This window comes from Dyella sp. (assembly GCF_051962475.1).
Classification (GTDB): Bacteria; Pseudomonadota; Gammaproteobacteria; order Xanthomonadales; family Rhodanobacteraceae; genus Dyella_A.
The window spans coordinates 55,983-74,980 of sequence record NZ_JBQCCF010000068.1; the positions used below are offsets into that span (position 1 = coordinate 55,983).

15 protein-coding genes are annotated in these 18,998 nt (G+C 68.5%); 4 read left to right on the forward strand and 11 right to left on the reverse strand.

Translation table 11 applies throughout. From position 1 onward, the window contains the following. Positions 1-20 precede the first annotated feature (20 nt). Together ACTHJF_RS15020 and ACTHJF_RS15025 are read right to left on the reverse strand one after the other, a co-directional pair. A complete protein-coding gene (locus tag ACTHJF_RS15020; RefSeq protein ID WP_440267832.1) occupies positions 21-776 on the reverse strand; it encodes a Bax inhibitor-1/YccA family protein in 756 nt (251 codons plus the stop codon). A 72-nt stretch (positions 777-848) separates the two neighbouring features. Continuing rightward, positions 849-2,090, reverse strand: coding sequence for an MFS transporter (locus ACTHJF_RS15025; RefSeq protein ID WP_440267833.1), 1,242 nt, complete (start codon positions 2,088-2,090; stop codon positions 849-851). 117 nt (positions 2,091-2,207) lie between these two features. On the opposite strand from ACTHJF_RS15025, the gene ACTHJF_RS15030 reads away from it, so the two are divergent. Both ACTHJF_RS15030 and ppk1 read left to right on the forward strand, forming a co-directional pair. Further along, on the forward strand, positions 2,208-3,002 hold the full coding sequence (locus tag ACTHJF_RS15030; protein ID WP_440267834.1) for an AraC family transcriptional regulator: 795 nt from the start codon (positions 2,208-2,210) through the stop codon (positions 3,000-3,002). Between the two features lie 154 nt (positions 3,003-3,156). After that, a complete protein-coding gene (gene ppk1, locus ACTHJF_RS15035) occupies positions 3,157-5,298 on the forward strand; it encodes a polyphosphate kinase 1 (RefSeq protein WP_440267835.1) in 2,142 nt (713 codons plus the stop codon). Between the two features lie 6 nt (positions 5,299-5,304). On the opposite strand, the gene ACTHJF_RS15040 is transcribed toward ppk1, so the two are convergent. Further along, complete coding sequence (locus ACTHJF_RS15040) at positions 5,305-5,865, reverse strand: NADPH-dependent FMN reductase (protein ID WP_440267836.1); 561 nt, start codon at positions 5,863-5,865, stop codon at positions 5,305-5,307. A 371-nt stretch (positions 5,866-6,236) separates the two neighbouring features. Here ACTHJF_RS15040 and ACTHJF_RS15045 point away from each other — a divergent pair, with 371 nt between their 5' ends. Continuing rightward, positions 6,237-7,940 (forward strand): diguanylate cyclase, encoded by a 1,704-nt coding sequence (locus ACTHJF_RS15045; RefSeq protein WP_440267837.1) that lies wholly within the window; start codon positions 6,237-6,239, stop codon positions 7,938-7,940. A gap of 16 nt (positions 7,941-7,956) precedes the next feature. Here the strand turns inward: ACTHJF_RS15045 and ACTHJF_RS15050 are convergent, their stop codons facing one another. The 6 genes from ACTHJF_RS15050 to cysG all read right to left on the reverse strand — a co-directional run bounded on the left by ACTHJF_RS15050 (position 7,957) and on the right by cysG (position 15,247). Then, on the reverse strand, positions 7,957-10,224 hold the full coding sequence (locus tag ACTHJF_RS15050; protein WP_440267838.1) for a thiamine pyrophosphate-dependent enzyme: 2,268 nt from the start codon (positions 10,222-10,224) through the stop codon (positions 7,957-7,959). Positions 10,225-10,267: 43 nt separating this feature from the next. Next, a complete protein-coding gene (locus tag ACTHJF_RS15055; RefSeq protein ID WP_253568307.1) occupies positions 10,268-10,774 on the reverse strand; it encodes a hypothetical protein in 507 nt (168 codons plus the stop codon). Next, positions 10,771-11,313 carry a GNAT family N-acetyltransferase gene (locus ACTHJF_RS15060; RefSeq protein ID WP_440267839.1) on the reverse strand — a complete coding sequence of 181 codons (543 nt, stop codon included), beginning with the start codon at positions 11,311-11,313 and terminating at the stop codon, positions 10,771-10,773. The genes ACTHJF_RS15055 and ACTHJF_RS15060 overlap by 4 nt, the downstream gene beginning before the upstream one ends. A gap of 148 nt (positions 11,314-11,461) precedes the next feature. Then, on the reverse strand, positions 11,462-12,631 hold the full coding sequence (locus ACTHJF_RS15065; protein WP_440260591.1) for an acyl-CoA dehydrogenase family protein: 1,170 nt from the start codon (positions 12,629-12,631) through the stop codon (positions 11,462-11,464). Positions 12,632-12,763: 132 nt separating this feature from the next. Further along, positions 12,764-13,705, reverse strand: coding sequence for a cysteine synthase A (cysK, locus tag ACTHJF_RS15070; RefSeq protein WP_431636632.1), 942 nt, complete (start codon positions 13,703-13,705; stop codon positions 12,764-12,766). A gap of 66 nt (positions 13,706-13,771) precedes the next feature. Beyond that, positions 13,772-15,247: a siroheme synthase CysG gene (gene cysG, locus ACTHJF_RS15075; RefSeq protein WP_440267840.1), complete on the reverse strand. Its 1,476-nt coding sequence runs from the start codon at positions 15,245-15,247 to the stop codon at positions 13,772-13,774. Positions 15,248-15,489: 242 nt separating this feature from the next. On the opposite strand from cysG, the gene ACTHJF_RS15080 reads away from it, so the two are divergent. After that, positions 15,490-16,497, forward strand: coding sequence for a LysR substrate-binding domain-containing protein (locus ACTHJF_RS15080; protein ID WP_440267841.1), 1,008 nt, complete (start codon positions 15,490-15,492; stop codon positions 16,495-16,497). An 83-nt stretch (positions 16,498-16,580) separates the two neighbouring features. Here the strand turns inward: ACTHJF_RS15080 and ACTHJF_RS15085 are convergent, their stop codons facing one another. Together ACTHJF_RS15085 and cysI are read right to left on the reverse strand one after the other, a co-directional pair. Then, positions 16,581-17,303 carry a phosphoadenylyl-sulfate reductase gene (locus tag ACTHJF_RS15085; RefSeq protein ID WP_440267842.1) on the reverse strand — a complete coding sequence of 241 codons (723 nt, stop codon included), beginning with the start codon at positions 17,301-17,303 and terminating at the stop codon, positions 16,581-16,583. Then, positions 17,300-18,997 carry an assimilatory sulfite reductase (NADPH) hemoprotein subunit gene (gene cysI, locus ACTHJF_RS15090; protein ID WP_440267843.1) on the reverse strand — a complete coding sequence of 566 codons (1,698 nt, stop codon included), beginning with the start codon at positions 18,995-18,997 and terminating at the stop codon, positions 17,300-17,302. Before cysI ends, ACTHJF_RS15085 begins: the two co-directional genes overlap by 4 nt. Between the last annotated feature and the right edge of the window lies 1 nt (position 18,998).

An 18,998-nucleotide genomic window follows, 5' to 3' on the forward strand; every position in this document is an offset into this window, starting at 1 on the left:
ACTGACCCGGATCGGTCGCCTCAGCGACGCGCCTTGGACAGCAGGCGCAGGATTTCCATGTACAGCCACACCAGCGTGACCATCAGCGCGAACGCGCCGAACCACTCCATGTACTTCGGCGCGCCCTGCGCGGCGCCGCGCTCGATCATGTCGAAATCGAGCACCAGGTTGAGCGCCGCCAGGCCCACCACCAGCAGGCTGAAACCGATGCCCATGGCGCCGGATTCGTGGATGAAGGGAATCTGGATGCTGGTGAAGGCGCGCAGGCCGATGTCCACCAGGTAGAGCAGCATGATGCCGCCGGTGGCCGCCACCACGCCCATGCGGAACTTGTCGGTGACCTTGATCACCCCGGTGCGGTAGAGCAGCAGCATCGCCGCCAGCACGCCCACGGTGAGCATGATCGCCTGCAGCACGATGCCCGGGAACCGCAGTTCCATGAAGGCGGAGATGCCGCCGAGCGCGAAGCCTTCGGCAATCGCGTAGAGCGGCGCGGTGATGCCCGACCAGCGCGGCGCGAAGCTCGACACCATGGCCAGCGCGAAGCCCACCAGCAAGCCGCCCCACAGGAACGGCGACACCGCCGCCATCGCCGCCTGCAGGTTGCCATCGGCAGCGGCTTCGGCGAAGCGGTTCCAGGTCCAACTGCCGGTCACTACGGTCAGCAGCAGCAACAGGCCGGTCTTGGCGATGGTGCCGTTCATGGTCATCCGCTCGCCCGCGGCGAACGGGCCCTGGAAGACCTTTTCTTTCAGGACGGGATTGCTCGAACGCATGGGTGACTCCTTGGGGTCGCAGGTCACGCGGGGTGACCGGTCCGGTCATGCTAACCCGTGCCCACGACGGCGTCACCGCGCCCGCGGCGGCTCCAGATCGGGCAGGAACACGGTGATCAACCCCATCAGCGGCAGATAGGCGCAGAGCCGGTAGACGTAGGCTATGCCATGCGCGTCGGCCAGGTTGCCGAGCACCGCCGCACCGATGCCGCCCATGCCGAAGGCGAAGCCGAAGAACAGGCCCGAGACCATGCCCACGCGTCCGGGAATCAGCTCCTGCGCATACACCAGGATGGCCGAGAATGCCGAGGCCAGGATCAGCCCGATCACCACCGACAGCACGCCGGTCCACGCCAGGCCCACGTGCGGCAGCAACAGGGTGAACGGCGCCACGCCGAGGATGGACACCCAGATCACCCACTTGCGTCCAATGCGGTCGCCCACCGGGCCACCGATCAGGCCACCGGCGGCCACGGCGACGAGGAACGCGAACAGATGCACCTGCGCGCTCTGCACCGACACGCCGAACGTGTGGATCAGATAGAACGTGTAGTAGCTGCTGAGGCTGGCCAGGTAGAAATACTTCGAGAAGATCAGCAGGCCCAGGATCGCCAGCGCGCCGACCACCCGCGACCGCGGGAGCGCGGCGACGGGCGCCCGTACGACCGTCCGGCCGCGCGCCACGTGATGCTCGCCGTACCAGCGCCCCACCTGCAGCAGCACCACGATCGCCAGCAGCGCCACCAACGAAAACCAGGCCACGCTACCGCGCCCGTGCGGCACGATGATCCACGCCGCCAGCAGCGGCCCGAGCGAGGCGCCGGCATTGCCGCCAACCTGGAACACCGACTGCGCCAGCCCATGCCGTCCGCCGGAGGCCAGCCGGGCAACCCGCGAGGATTCGGGGTGGAAGATCGCCGAGCCGGTGCCGACCAGCGCGGCGGCCAGCAGCAACAGCGCAAAGCTGGGCGCCACCGACAGCAGCAACAGCCCCAGCAGGGTGAAGCCCATGCCTACCGGCAGCGAGTACGGCATCGGCCGGCGGTCGGTGAGCATGCCGACCAGCGGCTGCAGCAGCGAAGCGGTGATCTGGTAGGTCAGCGTGATCAGGCCGATCTGAGTGAAGCTCAGGTGGAAGCCTTCCTTCAGCAACGGATAGATCGCCAGGATCAGCGACTGGATCATGTCGTTGAGCATGTGGGCGAAGCTGATGCCGCCGAGCACCGCGACGGCAGGGCCGTCGGACGCGCGCGGCACGCTCGTGGCGGCGGCCTCGGAAGGCGGCAGGGGCGCATTGTCGACACGGATGTCCATTGGCAGGGCTCGGGGAGTGGGTCGTTGCGTGACCGGGGCGGTCACTTTAGAGTCGCTCCGAGCGGCCCGCTTGTATCAACGGGTCAACTTCTATTGAATTCGGGCCATACCGCCGGCATGCGCAACACCCGCGTCGTCCACTACGAAGACACCCCGCGCGACGTCGTCACCACCGGCAACGAGTACCCGCCGCACTTCGTGCTTCCCCGCCACGCGCACAAACGTGGCCAGCTGCTCTATGCCGCCACCGGCGTGGTCACGGTGATCACCGATGCCGGCAGCTGGGTGGTTCCGCCGCGGCGGGCGCTGTGGATTCCTCCCGGCGTGGCGCACGAGGTGCGCATGAGCGGCACCGTGTCCACCCACAGCGCCTACGTGCGCCGCGAGGCGGCCGAGGCGATCGGCCTGCCGATCCACTGCCGGGTGATCGAGGTATCGCCGTTGCTGCATGCGTTGCTGCACGAGGCGGTGGACCTGCCGGCCGAATACGCGCTGGACGGCCGCGACGGACGGGTAATGGCGCTGCTGCTGGACGAGCTCGCTGCGATGCCGGCCCTGCCGCTGAATACGCCGCTGCCGCGCGACGCGCGCCTGGCCCGCCTGTGCCGGCGCCTGCTCGATGCCCCGGCGCTGGACGTCGACATCGACACCATGGCGCAGCAGGCGGGGATGAGCCGGCGCAACTTCACGCGGCTGTTCCGCCGCCAGACCGGCATGAGCTTCGCCAGCTGGCGCCAGCAGGCCTGCCTGCTCGCAGCGCTGACCCGCTTCGGCCGCGGCGAGTCGGTTACCCGCGTGGCGGTGGAGCTGGGCTACGGCAGCCCCAGCGCGTTCACCGCCGCCTTCCGCCGCGTACTCGGCGACGCGCCCAGCCGCTACCTCACGCGGCACGGCCGCGACACCGGCAACTGACATGGGTCAGCTGCCGCGATGCGGGGCCGCCGGTAGCATGGGCGTGCCGCATGGGCGTGTCACATGGACGTCAAGCAGGCAGCCCAACATGTCCGTGCGATGACGCTCGCCGGTGTCCGTCTGCATCGCCGACCTCTCCCCGGATAGAAGCCCGATGAACCAGCGCAAGAAGCCCACCGCAACCGCACCGTCCGCGCCACCTGCGGAAGCCGTGGGTGCGGTCGACCTGTCCGATCGCTCGCTGTACATCCATCGCGAGCTGTCGCAGCTGCAGTTCAACATCCGCGTGCTGGACCAGGCGCTGGACGAGAGCATGCCGCTGCAGGAACGGCTGAAGTTCCTGCTGATCTTCTCCAGCAACATGGACGAATTCTTCGAGATCCGCGTGGCCGACCTGAAGGACCAGATCGCCTTCGACCACGAGCTGGTCGGGCCGGACGGCATCGCGCCGAAGCAGGCGCTGGTGATGATCAGCGAGCTGGCGCACCAGCAGATCGAGCGCCAGTACGCGATCCTCAACGAGCGCATCCTGCCCGAGCTGGCCGCCCAGGGCATCCGCATCGTCCGCCGCAACGAGTGGACGCTGAGGCAGAAGCAGTGGGTGCGCCGCTACTTCCGCCACGAGGTGGCGCCGCTGATCACGCCAATCGGCCTGGACCCTACCCACCCGTTCCCGCTGCTGGTGAACAAGAGCCTCAACTTCATCGTGCAGCTGGAGGGCGTGGACGCGTTCGGGCGCGACTCGGGCCTGGCGATCGTGCCGGCACCGCGCGTGCTGCCGCGCCTGATGCGCCTGCCCGACGACATCTGCGAGGGCGGCGAGAACCACGTGCTGCTCTCGTCGGTGATCCATGCTCATGTCGACGAGCTGTTTCCCGGCATGCAGGTCCACGGCTGCTACCAATTCCGCCTGACCCGCAACGCCGACCTCACCATCGACCCGGAAGACGTGGACGACCTGGCGCGCGCGCTGCGCGGCGGCCTGTACACGCGCCGCTTCGGCGACGCGGTGCGGCTGGAGGTGGCCGACAACTGCCCGAAGCTGCTGATCGACTACCTGCTCAAGCAGTTCGATCTCAACGCCTCCGAGCTCTACGAGGTCAATGGCGCGGTGAACCTGTCGCGCCTGTTCGGGGTAGCCAGCAAGGCGGGCTTCCCGCATCTGCAGTTCCAGCCGTTCACGCCCTCGATTCCCAAGCAACTGAAGAAGTCCGACGACATCTTCGCCAGCCTGAGCCGCCAGGACGTGCTGCTGCTGCATCCGTATGAGTCGTTCACCCCGGTAGTGGACATGCTGCGCCAGGCGGCGAAAGACCCGGCTGTACTGGCGATCAAACAGACGCTGTACCGCAGCGGCGCCACCTCCGAAATCGTCGACGCACTGGTGGATGCCGCACGCGCCGGCAAGGAGGTGACCGCGGTGATCGAGCTGCGCGCGCGCTTCGACGAGGAATCCAACCTCACGCTCGCCTCGCGCCTGCAGCAGGCCGGCGCGGTGGTGATCTATGGCGTGGTGGGGGTGAAGACGCACGCCAAGCTGATGCTGATACAACGCCGCGAAGGCAGCGAGCTGGTGCGCTACGCGCATCTGGGCACCGGCAACTACCACACCGGCAACGCGCGCCTGTATACCGACTACAGCCTGCTCACCTCCGATCCGGTGCTTTGCGAGGACGTGCACAAGCTGTTCAGCCAGCTCACCGGCATGGGCAAGGTGCAGCCGATGAAGAAGTTGCTGCATGCGCCTTTCACGCTGAAGAAGACCCTGCTCGACCTGATCGCCCGTGAGACGGCGCACGCCGAGGCCGGCAAGCAGGCGCAGATCATCATCAAGGTCAACGCGGTGACCGACGCCAAGGTGATCCGCGCGCTGTACAAGGCCAGCATGGCGGGCGTGAAGATCGACCTGATCGTGCGCGGCATGTGCTGCCTGCGTCCCGGCGTGCCGGGCGTTTCGCACAACATCCGCGTGCGCTCGATCATCGGCCGCTTTCTGGAGCACAGCCGCGTGTACTGGTTCGCCAACGGCGGCGAGGAGAAGCTCTACCTGGCCAGTGCCGACCTGATGGAGCGCAACCTCGACCGCCGCGTCGAGACCGGCTTCCCCATCGAGGGCAAGAAAATGATCCAGCGCGTGCGTCGCGAGCTGGATCTCTACCTCGCCGACAACGTCAGTGCTTCCATCCTGCAGCCCGATGGCAGCTACGTGCGGGCCCAGCCGGCGAGCGGCCAGAGTCCCCGCAACGTGCAACAGCAGTTGCTCGAGAAACTCTGCGGCGGCGCGACCGTCAGCTGACGCGCGTCAACGGCCGATGTGCGTGCGCACCCAGGCCGCGTATCGATCCACGTAGCCCTGCAGGAACTTGCGCGTGTCGTCGCTGGCGATCTGGCCGTGGGCGTCGATCAGCTCGTCGTTCTTGAACTGCACGAACACTTCCGGCTGGGCCAGCACGGCCACGTCCAGATACGTCAGTACATTGCGCAGGTGCTGCTGCGCCAACGCGCTGCCGGTGCTGCCGATGGAGGCGCCGATCACGCCGCCGGGCTTGCCAGCGAATGAATTGGTGCCCCACGGCCGCGAAGCGATGTCGAGCGCGTTCTTCAGCACACCGGGGATCGAGCGGTTGTACTCGGGGGTGACGAACAGCAGCGCGTCGGCCGCTTCCACCTGCTGCTTGAGCGCGCGGCAGGCCGGCGGGTAGTCGCCGTCGAAATCCTGGTTGTAGAGCGGCAGGCCATCGAGCGCGATGAACTCGAAGCGCAGGTCGTCCGGCGCCAGACGCTGCACGGCCAGCGCCAGCCGGCGGTTGATCGATGCCTCACGCAGGCTTCCCACGAATACGGCGACAGACAAGGTGGCCATGAATATCTCCTCGACGGGCTAAGGCTCGGACGGGTAAAGGCTCAGGCGATCCCCTGTCCTTCCTGGGCGGACAGGGGCCGAGCGCAAGAGCATCGCCGGGGGCCGGGCAAACCGGCGTGACGAAACGAGCACAACGAGAGCGGCACAATGGCACGGTTCGTGCTGACTACAGTTCAGGTGGGCGCCGGGCCAGGCATGCGGCGTCAGCCGAAAGGGCGCGGCATCGCCAATGTCGTCGGTCGATGCCGCCGCGCGCATGAGTTCGAGGGGAAATCACGCACTGCATGCTTGAGGGTTTGCAACCTCAGGACCGGAGAGAACTGCTGATGACATGGCCGGCACCCCAACGATCTGCCTCGTGGCCGCTACTCGTGGCCCGGCTGCTCTGTGCCCTGGCCATGCTCTGCAGCGGCGTGCTGCAGGCCGCCACGCCGCTGGCCGGCGCCTGGCGCGACGTGCGTGACGGCGACACCCCGGCCAAGGTGATGGAGGATTTCCGCCAGGGCCAGATGAACCGCTTCGCGCCAGACCTGCTGCTGCGCCTGCCGCAGGGCGCGCGCGGAAGCTGGGTGGTGCTCGATCCGCCGCCCCCGTGGGTGCAGGAAGAGCGGGTGCTCAGCATCTATCCGCCGCCGCTGGGCACGGTGACCCTTTATGACCACAACCGACCCACCGTTTCACTTGCGATGGATGATTTCCAGGCGACGATCCACGGCCATGGCCGCCTGGCCTTCCTGCTCGGCCGCGAGCTGCCGGCATCGGCCCCGCTGCTGCTCAAGTTCGAGCCCTCCGCGCGCATCGCCGCGCCCGTGAGTTTCCGCCTGCAGAGTTGGGCCAGCTACCTTCAACAGGACGCGCGCTGGCTGGTGTTCGCCACGGCCAGCCTCGCGGTGATGCTGGCGATGGCGCTGATGGCGCTGTGCTTCGCGCTCATGCTGCGTGACGTCACCTTTGGCTGGTACGCCGGCTACATCCTCTGCTACGCGCTGATCCAGGGCATCCAGACCGGTTTCGTCTATCACCCGCTGGGGATGAACTGGCTGGGCGGACTGTCGATCACCGTGGGCTCGGCTGCGGTGGCACTGTCGGTGGCGTTCGCCTCACTGTTCATGATTCGCTTCTGCGAGCTGCAGCGCTTTGCGCCCCTGCTGCGCATTCCCGTGCTGGCGCTGGCGATCGGCATGGTGGCGGTGGTCCTGATGCGCTGCAGCCAGATCGACGCGCTGGAGAACATCGGACAGCTGCTGGTCAATCCCCTGCTCACGCTGGGAGCGGCCCTACTGTTGCTGGCGTCGATCGTCGCGGCGCTGCGCGGTTCGCGCCATGCATGGTTCTTCCTCGCCGGCTGGACCCCGCTGCTGGCGCTGACCGCGATGACCAGCGCCCAGGTCAACGGCGCCCTGCCCGGGCTGGACTGGCTCAACGATGCCGGCCTTGCCGCCGGCGCCTTCGAGGCGGTGGTGCTTTCGCTCGGCCTGGCCGACCGCGCCCTGATGATCCGCCGCGACCGCGACCAAGTGCGCGTGCTGGCCGACAAGGATTCGCTGACCCAGTCGCTCAACCGTCGCGCCTGGAACGAGGTGGCGATCCAGGCCATGAGCAATCCGGCGGCGCGCCCACAGGCGCTGCTGTTCCTGGATCTGGACCACTTCAAGATCCTCAACGACCGGCGCGGCCATGCCGCCGGCGACGAGGCACTGATTGCGGTCGCCCACGCCTTGCGCGAGGAACTGCGGCCGACCGACCTATTCGGCCGCTACGGTGGCGAGGAGTTCGTGGCCTTGCTCGACGGCGCCGGCGATGAGGAAGCGATGCAGGTGGCCACGCGGTTGTGTCGGCGCATCCACCGGCTGGAGATTCCGGTGGACGGCGAGCAACTGCAGCTCACCGTAAGCATCGGCGTGGCGGTGCGTCGCCCGCACGACTCGATTGACAGCCTGGTGGCCCGTGCCGACCAGGCGATGTACGACGCCAAGCTGGGCGGGCGCAACCGCGCCAGCCTGCAGCGGCACGAAGAGTCGGCCGCCCAGCGCCGCGTGTCGCGCACAGGACGCATGTCACAGCGCACGTCGTGAGACGTGCGCGGCGCCGTCAGGCCAGTTCGCGCGCCGCCGCGACCACGTCCGCTTCGCCCGGCAGCACCAGGAAAGCCGCACCGGCCAGCGGCGTGAAGGTGTCGGCACCGACCACGCGCCGGAGCGGCGTCGCGCCGAACCCCGCCTCGACGATCGCAGTGATCACGCCCTCGCCCACACCCGCGCTCTTGCGGCCCTCGTCCAGCACCACGATGCGCTTGGCGCTCTTCGCCTGCGCGGCGATGAAGGCATCGTTGAGCGGCGCCAGCCAGCGCAGGTCGACCACGCGCACTTTCCACTTCAGCTCGGCTTCGAGGGTGCGCGCGGCACGCAGCGCCATCGGTACGCCGTTGCCGAAGGTAAAGACCACCAGGTCGTCGGCGTCCTCGTGGTACACGCGCCCTTCGCCCAGCGTCATCGCCTCGCCCGGCGCGGGATAGGCGAACTGCCACTGGCCGTCGCCGGCCTCGTACAGATCCTTGGTCATGTACAGCGCGATCGGCTCGAGGAAGGCGCAGACGCGGCCGTCCACCCGGGCCAGCGCGGTGAGCGTGCGCAGCATCGTCGCCGCGTCGTCGCCGCGGCTGGGGCAGCCCACCACGAGACCCGGGATGTCGCGCAGCGCGGTGATCGAGTTGTCGTTGTGGAAGTGCCCGCCGAAGCCGCGCTGGTAACCGAGCGAGGCGATGCGCATCACCATGGGGTTGCGATACTGGTCGTTGGAGAAGAACTGCAGGCTCGACGCCTCGCCGCGGATCTGGTCGCCGGCGTTGTGGAAGTACGCCAGGTACTGGATCTCGGGGATCGGCAGCATGCCCATGTTGGCGTAGCCCTGGGCCAGGCCGAGGATGATCGTCTCGTCCAGCAGGGTGTTGAACACGCGGGTGTTCTTGAATGCCTTGTGCAGGCCCTTGGTGACCGTGTACACGCCGCCTTTCTGCGCCACGTCCTCGCCGAACAGCAGCGACTCGGGGTACTTGGCCATGATGTCGTGCAGCGCCTGGCCGATCTGGATCGCCAGGTGCCGCGGCGGCTGGTTTTCCGGCAGCTTCGCCTCGCCGCCGAACACGGCCAGGCGCTTGTCGCCGTAGTCGGCGCGCTCGGCTTCGGCCTTCACCTTGGCCGGCGAGTACGGGGCCAGCGGCGCCATCACGTCGTCCAGGCGCTCCAGCTTGGGCCGGCGATCGGCTTCGTCCGCCGCCGCGAAGCAGCGCTTGCGGGTCGCTTCGTACAGGTTGAGCAGGTCGTCCTTCGAGTACAGGCCCGACTCCAGCGCGATCGCCGCCGAGCGCAGCAACGGATCGGTGGACTCCACCGCCACCAGCTCCTCGATCGAGCGCCACTCGATCTCGAAGTCGGTGCCGGCGTGACCCATCACGCGGGTGGTCTTCAGGTGCAGGAAGGTCGGCCGGCGGGTGCGGCGGCAGTGCTCCACCGCGCGCTGCACCTGCGCATAGCCTTCGGCCAGGTCCAGGCCGTCGGCGAAGAAGTAATCGAGATCGGCGCGCGCCTGGTAGTTGCGGGCGACCCAGCCGGTCGGCGTCTTCACCGAGATGCCGATGCCGTTGTCCTCGCAGACGAACAGCACCGGCGCGGGCAGCTTCTGATACGCCGTCCAGCCGGCCGCGTTGAACGCGGTCTGCGCGGTGGCGTGGTTGCTGGACGCATCGCCGAACGAGCAGATCGCGATGGAATCGTCGGGGATCGGCAGCGTGTGGCCGATGCGGCGCGCGTGGTCGATCGCCACCGCCGTGCCCAGCGCCTTGGGCAGGTGCGAGGCGATGGTGGAGGTCTGCGGCAGCACCCAGAGCGGCTTGGAACCCCACACCTTGTGGCGGCCGCCGGAAGCCGGATCGTCCTTGCTGGCGGCGAAGGACAGCGCCGAATCCATCACCGGGTCCATGCCCGGCAGCTTGCGGAAGCGCTCCGCCATGAAGCCGCCGGAGCGGTAGTGCAGGAACGCCGGGTCAGTGTGCCGGGTGAGCCGCGCCACCATCGCGTTGCCCTCATGGCCGGACGAACCGATCGTGTAGAACACCTTGTTCTGCACGCGCAGCACGCGCGCCATCAGGTCGAGGTGGCGACTGATCAGCTGCGACTCGAACAGCTCGCGGAAGCCGCGCGCATCGAGCGCGCTGCCCGGCAGCACCGATTCATCGTCTTGCGGCGCGCGACGCACCTCGCCCTGCCACAGCTGCACGAACTCGGTGAAGTTCTGGTCGACGATCTCGGCGCGGTTGAAGCCCTTGTGGCGGGCGGTGATGGCGAACGGAATGGCGGTCATGGCGGGATTCGTCTGGGAGGCGGAAAGCGGCGGCAGGCAGCCGTCAGGAAGATGAAACGATCGGCAGTACGGAAGCTGGCTGGCGCAGCGCGCGCAAAGCGGCGGCACGCACACGGTCCTTGTCGCGGCCGAAGGATTCGAAGATGCGGATCTGCTCGTCCAGCGCCGGCACCGGCACCGCCAGGCCCTGCAGTCCAACCAGCACGAGCTTGCCCGGCGACACCGGCTGCCAGCCCGCGTCGTCGTGAAGTTCCAGGCCGCCCATCACTTCCACCGGCATGCCGGGAAAGCGGAAACGGGCGAAATGCGAGCGGAAGCGGTCGCCGTCGGCGGGGGCATGGATGGTATCGCTCCGGTCGGCCCAGCGCGCGATCAGCGTGGCGGCGTCGGCACGCGACACCAGCACGTCGACATCGGCCACGTCCACCTCGGCACCGAGCATCCGCGCGCCGGCGCTGCCGATCACGCACCACGGCTCGGCGCAGTGCACGTACAGCTCGGGCACCAGTTCGGTGAGTGCGACAAACAGCGCGGGCGGCACGTGACTCATGTGCGACGACGCATCCACGCTTCGCGGCTCTGGCCCCAGACCTCGACCACGATGTCCTGGAACGGCTCGGGCAAACGCCCCGGCCCCTGCAGGCTGGAACCCAGTCGCCGGGCGACCTCCTGCGAGGCAAGATTGTCCGGCGCGATGGTGTGGATCACCTCGCTCCAGCCCAGGTGCTCGAACGCCCAGTCGATCGCGGCGGTCGAACCTTCAGTGGCGTAGCCCCTGCCCCAGGCCTCGCGCAGCAGGCCCCAGCCCACTTCGGTACCGGGCCAGCCTTCAGGACACCAGGGACCGAGTCGGCCGATCCAGCGCCCGCTGGCCTTCTCGATCACCGAGAACATGCCGTAGCCTTGGATCGCCCACGCCCCGGCCATCGTGAGGAAGCCGCGCCAGGCGACCGCCCGCGGCTGCGGACCGCCGATGTGGCGCGAGTTCTCTTCGTCGCCCATCAGTTGCACCCAGCCTTCGAAATCCTCCGGCCGGGTCGGGCGCAGGATCAGGCGGTTGGTTTCGATATGGATTTCAGGAACGTGCAATGCCTGACTCCCGGCGGCGTACGCGCTTGTTGCCGTCATTCCCGCGCAAGCGGAAACCCACCTTGCCGTGGCAGCTGCTGCCCATGGATTCCCGCTTGCGCGGAAATGACGGCTGTTGAAGTGGGTCGCCTGTCGCCGGCTTGGTGACTCAGAACGCGTTGATCCCGGTCAGCTCGCGGCCCACCACCAGCTGATGCACCGTCTCGGTGCCCTCGTAGGTGATCACCGATTCCAGGTTGAGCGCGTGACGGATCGCGGTGTGCTCGGTGGTGATGCCGGCGCCGCCGAGGATGTCGCGGCACTCGCGCGCGATGTCGATGGCCATGCGGCAGTTGTTCCACTTGGCCAGCGACACCTGAGTCGGCTGCATCTTGCCGGCATCCTTCAGGCGACCGAGCTGCAGCGACAGCAACTGCGCCATCGTGATGCGGCGGGCCATCTCGGCCATCTTGATCTGCACCGCCTGATTGGCGGCCAGCGGACGGCCGAACAGCACGCGCTCGGCGGTGTAGTCGAGCACTTCCTTGAGGCAGGCCTGGGCGGCGCCGATCGGGCCCCAGGTGATGCCGTAGCGGGCCTGGGTGAGGCAGCCCAGCGGGCCCTTCAGGCCCTTCACGTTCGGCAGGCGGTTGGCTTCGGGCACGCGCACGTTGTCGAAGAACAGCGCGCTGGTGACCGAGGCGCGCAGGCTCATCTTCTTGTGCACTTCCTGCGCGGTGAAGCCCTTGCTGTCGGTCGGCACGATGAAGCCCTGGATGCCGTCCTCGGTCTGCGCCCAGACGATCGCGATGTTCGCCAGGTTGCCGTTGGTGATCCACATCTTGGCGCCGTTGATGACCCAGTCGCCGCCGTCCTTCTTGGCGTGGGTCTTCATGTTGGCCGGGTCGGAACCGCCGTGCGGTTCGGTGAGGCCGAAGCAGCCGATGATCTCGCCCGCCGCCATCTTGGGCAGGTAGTGCATCTTCTGCTCTTCGGTGCCGTAGGCGTAGATCGGATACATGCACAGCGAGCTCTGCACCGAGGCGAAGCTGCGCAGGCCCGAATCGCCGCGCTCCAGCTCCTGGCAGATCAGGCCGTAGCTGACGCCGTTCATACCGGCGCAGCCGTATTTCTCGGGGATGGTGGCGCCGAGCAGGCCGAGTCCGGCGATCTCGGGAATCAGTTCCTTCGGGAAGCGGCCCTGGTCGAAGCAGTCGCCGATGATCGGCAGCACCTTCTCATCGACGAAGCGGCCCACTGCATCCTGCACCATGCGCTCCTCGTCAGTGAGCAGCGAACGAACGTCGTACAGGTCGAGCGGGTCAAGACGGACAGCCATGCAGCCTCCAGCGGGTCGAATGATCCGGCCATTCTAGCCTGCGCCCCTGGCTTGCGGCGATGACGCGGCGCCGCATCCGCGGCGCCTGAACGGCCGGCCCGGCGCCACCCGCCAAGCGCCGGCCCGGGACGCTCAACCGACGTCGTCCGACCCCTCGTTCACGCCCTCGAACAGGTAGGTGGACAGGTAGCGCTCGCCCGTGTCCGGCAGCATCGCCAGCAGCACCGAGCCTTTCGGCGCGTCCTCGGCCACCTCCAGCGCGGCCGCCAGGGTGCCGCCGCAGGACAGGCCCACGAAAATGCCCTCCTGCGCGGCCAGCGCACGGGCCACCTCGCGCGAGCGCTCATCCGGGATCAGCTTGATCTCGTCGATCACCTCGCGGTTGAGCACCTTGGGAATGAAATCCGGGTTCCAGCCCTGGATCTTGTGCGGCTGCCACTCCTTGCCGGCCAGCAGCGCCGCGCCGGCCGGTTCGGCACCGATGACCTTTACGTCCGGACGCGCCAGCTTGAGCATCTCGCCCACGCCGGTGAGCGTGCCGCCGGTACCCCAGCCGCTGACGAAGTAGTCCAGCCGCCGCCCGGCGAAGTCCTTGAGGATCTCCGGCCCGGTGGTGCTGCGGTGGTAGGCCGGGTTGGCCGGATTCTCGAACTGGCTGGCCCAGAACCAGCCGTTCTTTTCCGCCAGCTCCTTCGCCTTCTTCACCATGCCGGTGCCGCGCTCGGCGGCCGGAGTGAGCAGTACCCGGGCACCGTAGGCGCGCATCAGCTTGCGCCGTTCGACCGAGAACGAGTCGCTCATCACCGCCACGAACGGATAGCCTCGCGCGGCGCAGACCATCGCCAGGCCGACACCGGTGTTGCCGGAGGTGGCTTCCACCACGGTCTGTCCCGGCTTGAGCGCGCCACGTTTCTCGGCATCCAGGATGATCGCCAGCGCCAGGCGATCCTTCACCGAGCCGCCCGGGTTGAACGCCTCCACCTTGACGTAGATGTCCACGCCCTTCGGTGCGAGGCGGTGCAGCTTAACGATGGGCGTGCCGCCGATGGTGTCGAGGATGCTGTCGTAGATCATGGGAAGCTCCGAAAGGCCGAAAGGAGAAGGCGCCGGCATGATGCGCCGACGCTGGGGAAAGCGTGTTCAGGCGTGGTGAATGGCCGCCTGGGTGTCGACCGACGCACCGAACGATGCGGACGGGCGCCGTGGCGGGATGCCCGCTTGCCGTTCGCTCACCGGCGGGGCACCGAACCAGGCCAGCGACTCGGCCAGCGCCGCCACCTCGCCCAGGATCAGCAGGGCCGGCGACTGCACCGCCTGCTCCGTGGCACGACGGGCAAGCTGGCCTAGCGTGCCGGTGATCACGCGCTGCTGCGGCCGCGACCCGTTCTCCACCAGGGCGAACGGGGTGGACGCCGCGCGGCCGTGCGCGATCAGCCGCTGCTGGAACGTCTCGAGCTGCGACACGCCCATATAAACCGCCAGCGTCTGCCGCTCGCGCGCCAGCGCGGGCCAGTCCAGCGTGTCGTGCGAGGCCTTGCAGTGCGCGGTGAGCAGGCGCACCGACTGCGCGTGGTCGCGGTGGGTGAGCGGGATGCCGGCGTACGCAGCGCAGGCCACCGCCGCGGTGATCCCGGGCACCACTTCGTAGGGAATGTCGTGCGCGCGCAGGAACTCCAGCTCCTCGCCGCCGCGACCGAACACGAACGGGTCGCCGCCTTTCAGCCGCACCACGCGCCGGCCGGCCTGCGCGTGCTCCAGCATCAGCGCGTGGATGCCGTCCTGCGTGGTGTGATGCTGGCCGGCCTGCTTGGCCACCTCGATGCGTTCGGCGTCGCGGCGGGCGAGTGCCAGCACCTCGGTGCTCACCAGGCGATCGTGCAGGATCACGTCCGCCTCGTTCATCGCACGCAGCGCGCGCAGGGTGAGCAGGCCCGGATCGCCGGGACCGGCGCCGACCAGTACCACGCTGCCGCGCGAGGCCGGATCGGCTGAGGCCAGCAGACGCTCGGCCTCGGCCTGCGCCGCAGCGGGCCGGCCGCGGCGCACCAGGTCCGCCACCGACCCGGCAAACAATGTCTCGTAGAACCGCCGCCTCACCGCCGGCTCGGGATGACGCAGGCGGATGCGCTTGCGCAGCGTCGAGGCCAGCGTCGCCAGCGCGCCGAGCGAGTGGTCCAGCAGCGTCTCCAGCCGCTCGCGCAGCAAGCGCGCGAACATCGGCGTATCGCCGCCGCTGGAGATGGCGATGGTGATCGGCGCACGGTCGATCACCGCCGGAACGTGGAAACTGCAGCGTGCGGCATCGTCCACCACGTTGCAGAACAGCCGCCGCGCGGCGGCCAGCTCGACGATGCGCTGGTGCAGTGCTTCATCGTCGGTCGCGGCGATCACCAGCCACGCATGGTCCAGCCAGTGCGCTTCGAAAGGGCCGGCGATGTGCACGATGCGTCCGGCTCGCGCCCACTGCGCAAGCAGCGGCGAAAGGGTGGGCGAACCCACCGTGACGCGCGCGCCCGCCTCCACCAGCGCAGTCGCCTTGCGCTCGGCCACCGCGCCGCCACCGACCACCAGTACCGGGCGATCGGCGAGATCGGCGAACAGCGGATAAAGCTTCATCGGGGGGGATCACTCGACGCGGCGCGCCGGCTGGCGCATCCGGCCAAGCTAGGCAGGCAAGCCCGCGTCCACAAATGATTTATCGGGCGATCGATATGCCGCCAGGTTATGAATCCAGCCATCGCACACCGCGCTTGACGCACCGCACAAATTGGATGTATAGACGTCCAAATGAAAACACATCCCTCCGCCGGCCAGTCGCCTGCACCCGCATCCCGCGCAGGCCGCCACGGACCGCCCGCATGACGCTGACCCAGCTGCGCTACCTCATCGCGATCGCCGACTCCGGGCTCAACATCACCCTGGCCGCCGAGCGCGTGCACGCCACCCAGCCAGGCCTCAGCAAGCAGCTCAAGCAACTGGAGGAGGAGCTGGGCTTTCAGCTGTTCAACCGCAAGGGCAAGAGCCTGGATGCAATCACCCACGCAGGCAGCAAGGTGCTGGAGCGCGCGCGGGCGATCCTGGCCGAGGTGGGCAACATCCAGTCAGTGGCGGCCAACCTGCGCAACGAGGCGCGTGGCACCCTGCGCATCGCCACCACCCACACCCAGGCGCGCTTCGCCCTGCCCGGCGCCATCGCCGCACTCAACCGCAGTTATCCGGAAGTGAGCGTGCACCTGCAGCCGGCCGCCGACGCCGAGTTGCTGGGGCTGCTGGAAAGTGGCGGCGTCGACCTGGCGGTGGTCAGCACCGCCGGCGCGCCGCCGGCCGGCGTGATCGCCCTGCCCGCCTATCGCTGGCAGCGTCGCGTGGTGGTGCCCAAGGAGCATCGGCTGGCCGCACTTGAGCGCGCACCGACCCTTGCGGAACTGGCCGCACAGCCGCTGGTGAGCTACGACTCCTCGCTCAAGCCCGAATCCTCGCTGCGCCGCGCCTTCGAGTCAGCCGGGCTGCAGCCGCAGATCGCGATGACCGCCAGCGACGCTGACCTGATCAAGACCTACGTGCGCGCCGGCCTGGGCGTGGGCGTGCTGGCGGAGATGGCCCTGCTGGCGGCCGACAGCGCCGACCTGCGGATTCTCGCTGCCGACCAACTGTTCGCCCCCTGCACGACCTGGATCGTGCTGCGCAAGGACAGCGTGCTGCGTGAGTTCGCACTGGCCTTCATCACCGGCTTCGCGCCCCAGCTGGAGCGCAAGGCCGTGGCACGGCACGTGTCCACCGGCGAAGCAGTGGAGTGGCCGACGGCCCCGACCTGGCGCGAGCGGGCGGTGAAGGTGACGGCCCGGCCGTTACCGGCCAAGGCCTGACCCGTAGCGGGAGGACAAACCGCAGGCCGGTCGGTCCCGCTCCCGCAGAAGCAGCGACGGAGATCCTCGGCGATCTGCCACCGCTAGACGGCCTCGTGCAGTCCGCACTCGCGGTGCAGCCCGAAGAAGCGCGTGTCCTCCGCTGCCATCCCCGGCTCCCACGGCCGCGTGGTGTGCACGTCGCCGATCGATACGTAGCCCTTGTCCCACAACGGGTGGTACGGCAGGCCATGCTGAGCCAGGTACTGGCCCACGTCGCGGTCGCGCCAGTCGGCGACGGGGTGGAACTTCCAGCGGCCGTTGCGGCGCTGGATGAAGGGCACCTGTTCGCGGCTGCGCGACTGCACGCGGCGCAGGCCGGAGAACCATCCGGTGGCGCCGAGCTGGCCGAGCGCGCGCTGCATCGGCTCCACCTTGCGCAACGCGTTGTAGCGGCGGATGCCTTCTTCGCCCTGCTCCCACAGCTTGCCATGGCGCGCCTCCATCCAGGCCGGGCTGATCGTCGGGCGATAGACCTTGAGGTTGAGCTGCAACCGCTCGACCAGCTGATCGACGAAGCGGTAGGTCTCGGGGAACAGGTAGCCGGTGTCGATCAGCACCACCGGGATGTCCGGCCGCTCACGCGTCACCAGGTGCAGCATCAGCGCCGACTGCGCGCCGAAACTGGACGACAGCACCAGCGGACCGGGCACGTTACGCAGCGCCCAGCGAGCGCGCTCCAGCGCATCGAGCCGGCTCAGCCAGGCGTCCAGCCGGGCGAGCACGGTCGCGTCGCGGGCCGCGTCCTCGAGGTAGGCCGGGTTCACGCGATGACCTCAAGCGGAATCGCCGCCGGCGCCGTCGCCGCGCCGCTGCGCACCAGGAAATCGCCGAAGCCCTCGGCCACGCCGCGCTCGGCGGCATAGCGGGCGAACAATGGATCGAGCGCGGCGAGGATCGCGGCCTCGTCGATGTTCTCGCGGTACAGCCGGTTGAGCCGCTGACCACGGAAGTCCGCGCCCAACCGCAGGTCATAGCGGCCCGGCGCGCGACCGACCAGGGCGATCTCGCCCAGGTACGGCCGCGAGCAGCCGTTGGGGCAGCCGGACAGGCGCAGCAGGATCGGCGCATCGGCCAGGCCGTGGTGGTCGAGTAGCGCTTCCAGTTTCGGCAGCAACTGTGGGAGGTAGCGTTCGCTCTCGGCCATCGCCAGGCCGCAGGTGGGCAGCGCCACGCAGGCCACCGCATGGCGGCGGATCGGGCTGGCGGCGCGGTAGCCGTCCAGGCCGTACTCGGCGACCAGCGCGTCGATGCGCGCCCGGTCGGCCGCGGCTACGTCGGCAACGATCACATTCTGGTTGCAGGTCATGCGAAAGGTGCCAGTGTGCATCTGGGCCAGTTCGCGCAGGCCGGTGAGCGAACGCACCGCACCGACGTCGGCCAGCCGCCCGGCTTCGATGTGCAGGGTGAGGTGCCAGCGACCGCCCTCACCCTCCACCCAGCCGTAGCGATCGCCGTTGTGCTCGAACGCGTAGGGCCGCGCCGGCGCCAGCGCGAAGCCGAGCCGCGACTCCAGTTCGGCGACGAAGGCGTCCAGACCCCGATGGTCCAGCGTGTACTTCAGCCGCGCGTACTTGCGCTCGCTGCGGTTGCCCCAGTCGCGCTGCACGGAAACCACCCCCTCGGCCACGGCGATCAGCTGCTCCGGTGTGACGAAACCGACCACACTGGCCAGCCGCGGATAGGTGGTGGGATCACCGTGGCTGGCGCCCATGCCGCCGCCGATGGCGACGTTGAAGCCAAGCAGTTGGCCATCCTCGATGATGGCGATCAGGCCCAGGTCCTGCGCGAACACGTCGATGTCGTTGAGCGGCGGGATCGTCAGACCGATCTTGAACTTGCGCGGCAGGTAGGTGGGGCCGTACAGCGGTTCATGCTCGTCGCCAGCGACCTTTTCACCGTCCAGCCAGATCTCGTGGTAGGCCCGCGTCTGTGGCTCCAGGTGCTCGGACAGCTTCGCCGCCCAGGCGTAAGCCAGCGCGTGCGTCTCGGGCACTTCCGGATTCGCGCTGCTCACCACGGTACGCACCACGTCGCCGCAGGCGGCGATGGTGGTGGCCAGCGCGTCATGGATGGCGCGCAGGGTGGGCTTGAGCCGGCGCTTGATCACACCGTGCCATTGAAAGGTCTGCCGCGTGGTGATGCGCAGCGTGCCGTTGGCGTGTTCGGTGGCGATCCGATCGAACGCCAGCCACTGCGCTGGCGTTACCACGCCGCCGGGCAGGCGCGCGCGGATCATGAAGGCGTACGCCGGCTCCAGCTTCTGCCGGCGGCGCTCGTCGCGCAGGTCGCGATCGTCCTGCTGGTAGCTGCCGTGGAACTTGAGCAGTTTGTTGTCGTCGTCGCTGATCGCACCGGTGATCGGGTCGGCCAGGCCCTCGGCGAGGGTTCCGCGCAGCAGCCGACTGGCGGCCTTGATGCGCTCCATCTCGGATAGGGGCAAGGAAGCGGGTTTGCTCATG

Coding starts and splice junctions, on each gene's coding strand:
- cysI (WP_440267843.1), bottom strand. CDS start 18,997: ATGAGCAAACCCGCTTCCTTGCCCCTATCCGAGATGGAGCGCATCAAG.
- cysK (WP_431636632.1), bottom strand. CDS start 13,705: ATGATCTACGACAGCATCCTCGACACCATCGGCGGCACGCCCATCGTT.
- ACTHJF_RS15050 (WP_440267838.1), bottom strand. CDS start 10,224: ATGACCGCCATTCCGTTCGCCATCACCGCCCGCCACAAGGGCTTCAAC.
- ACTHJF_RS15020 (WP_440267832.1), bottom strand. CDS start 776: ATGCGTTCGAGCAATCCCGTCCTGAAAGAAAAGGTCTTCCAGGGCCCG.
- cysG (WP_440267840.1), bottom strand. CDS start 15,247: ATGAAGCTTTATCCGCTGTTCGCCGATCTCGCCGATCGCCCGGTACTG.
- ACTHJF_RS15025 (WP_440267833.1), bottom strand. CDS start 2,090: ATGGACATCCGTGTCGACAATGCGCCCCTGCCGCCTTCCGAGGCCGCC.
- ACTHJF_RS15040 (WP_440267836.1), bottom strand. CDS start 5,865: ATGGCCACCTTGTCTGTCGCCGTATTCGTGGGAAGCCTGCGTGAGGCA.
- ACTHJF_RS15030 (WP_440267834.1), top strand. CDS start 2,208: ATGCGCAACACCCGCGTCGTCCACTACGAAGACACCCCGCGCGACGTC.
- ppk1 (WP_440267835.1), top strand. CDS start 3,157: ATGAACCAGCGCAAGAAGCCCACCGCAACCGCACCGTCCGCGCCACCT.
- ACTHJF_RS15080 (WP_440267841.1), top strand. CDS start 15,490: ATGACGCTGACCCAGCTGCGCTACCTCATCGCGATCGCCGACTCCGGG.
- ACTHJF_RS15065 (WP_440260591.1), bottom strand. CDS start 12,631: ATGGCTGTCCGTCTTGACCCGCTCGACCTGTACGACGTTCGTTCGCTG.
- ACTHJF_RS15055 (WP_253568307.1), bottom strand. CDS start 10,774: ATGAGTCACGTGCCGCCCGCGCTGTTTGTCGCACTCACCGAACTGGTG.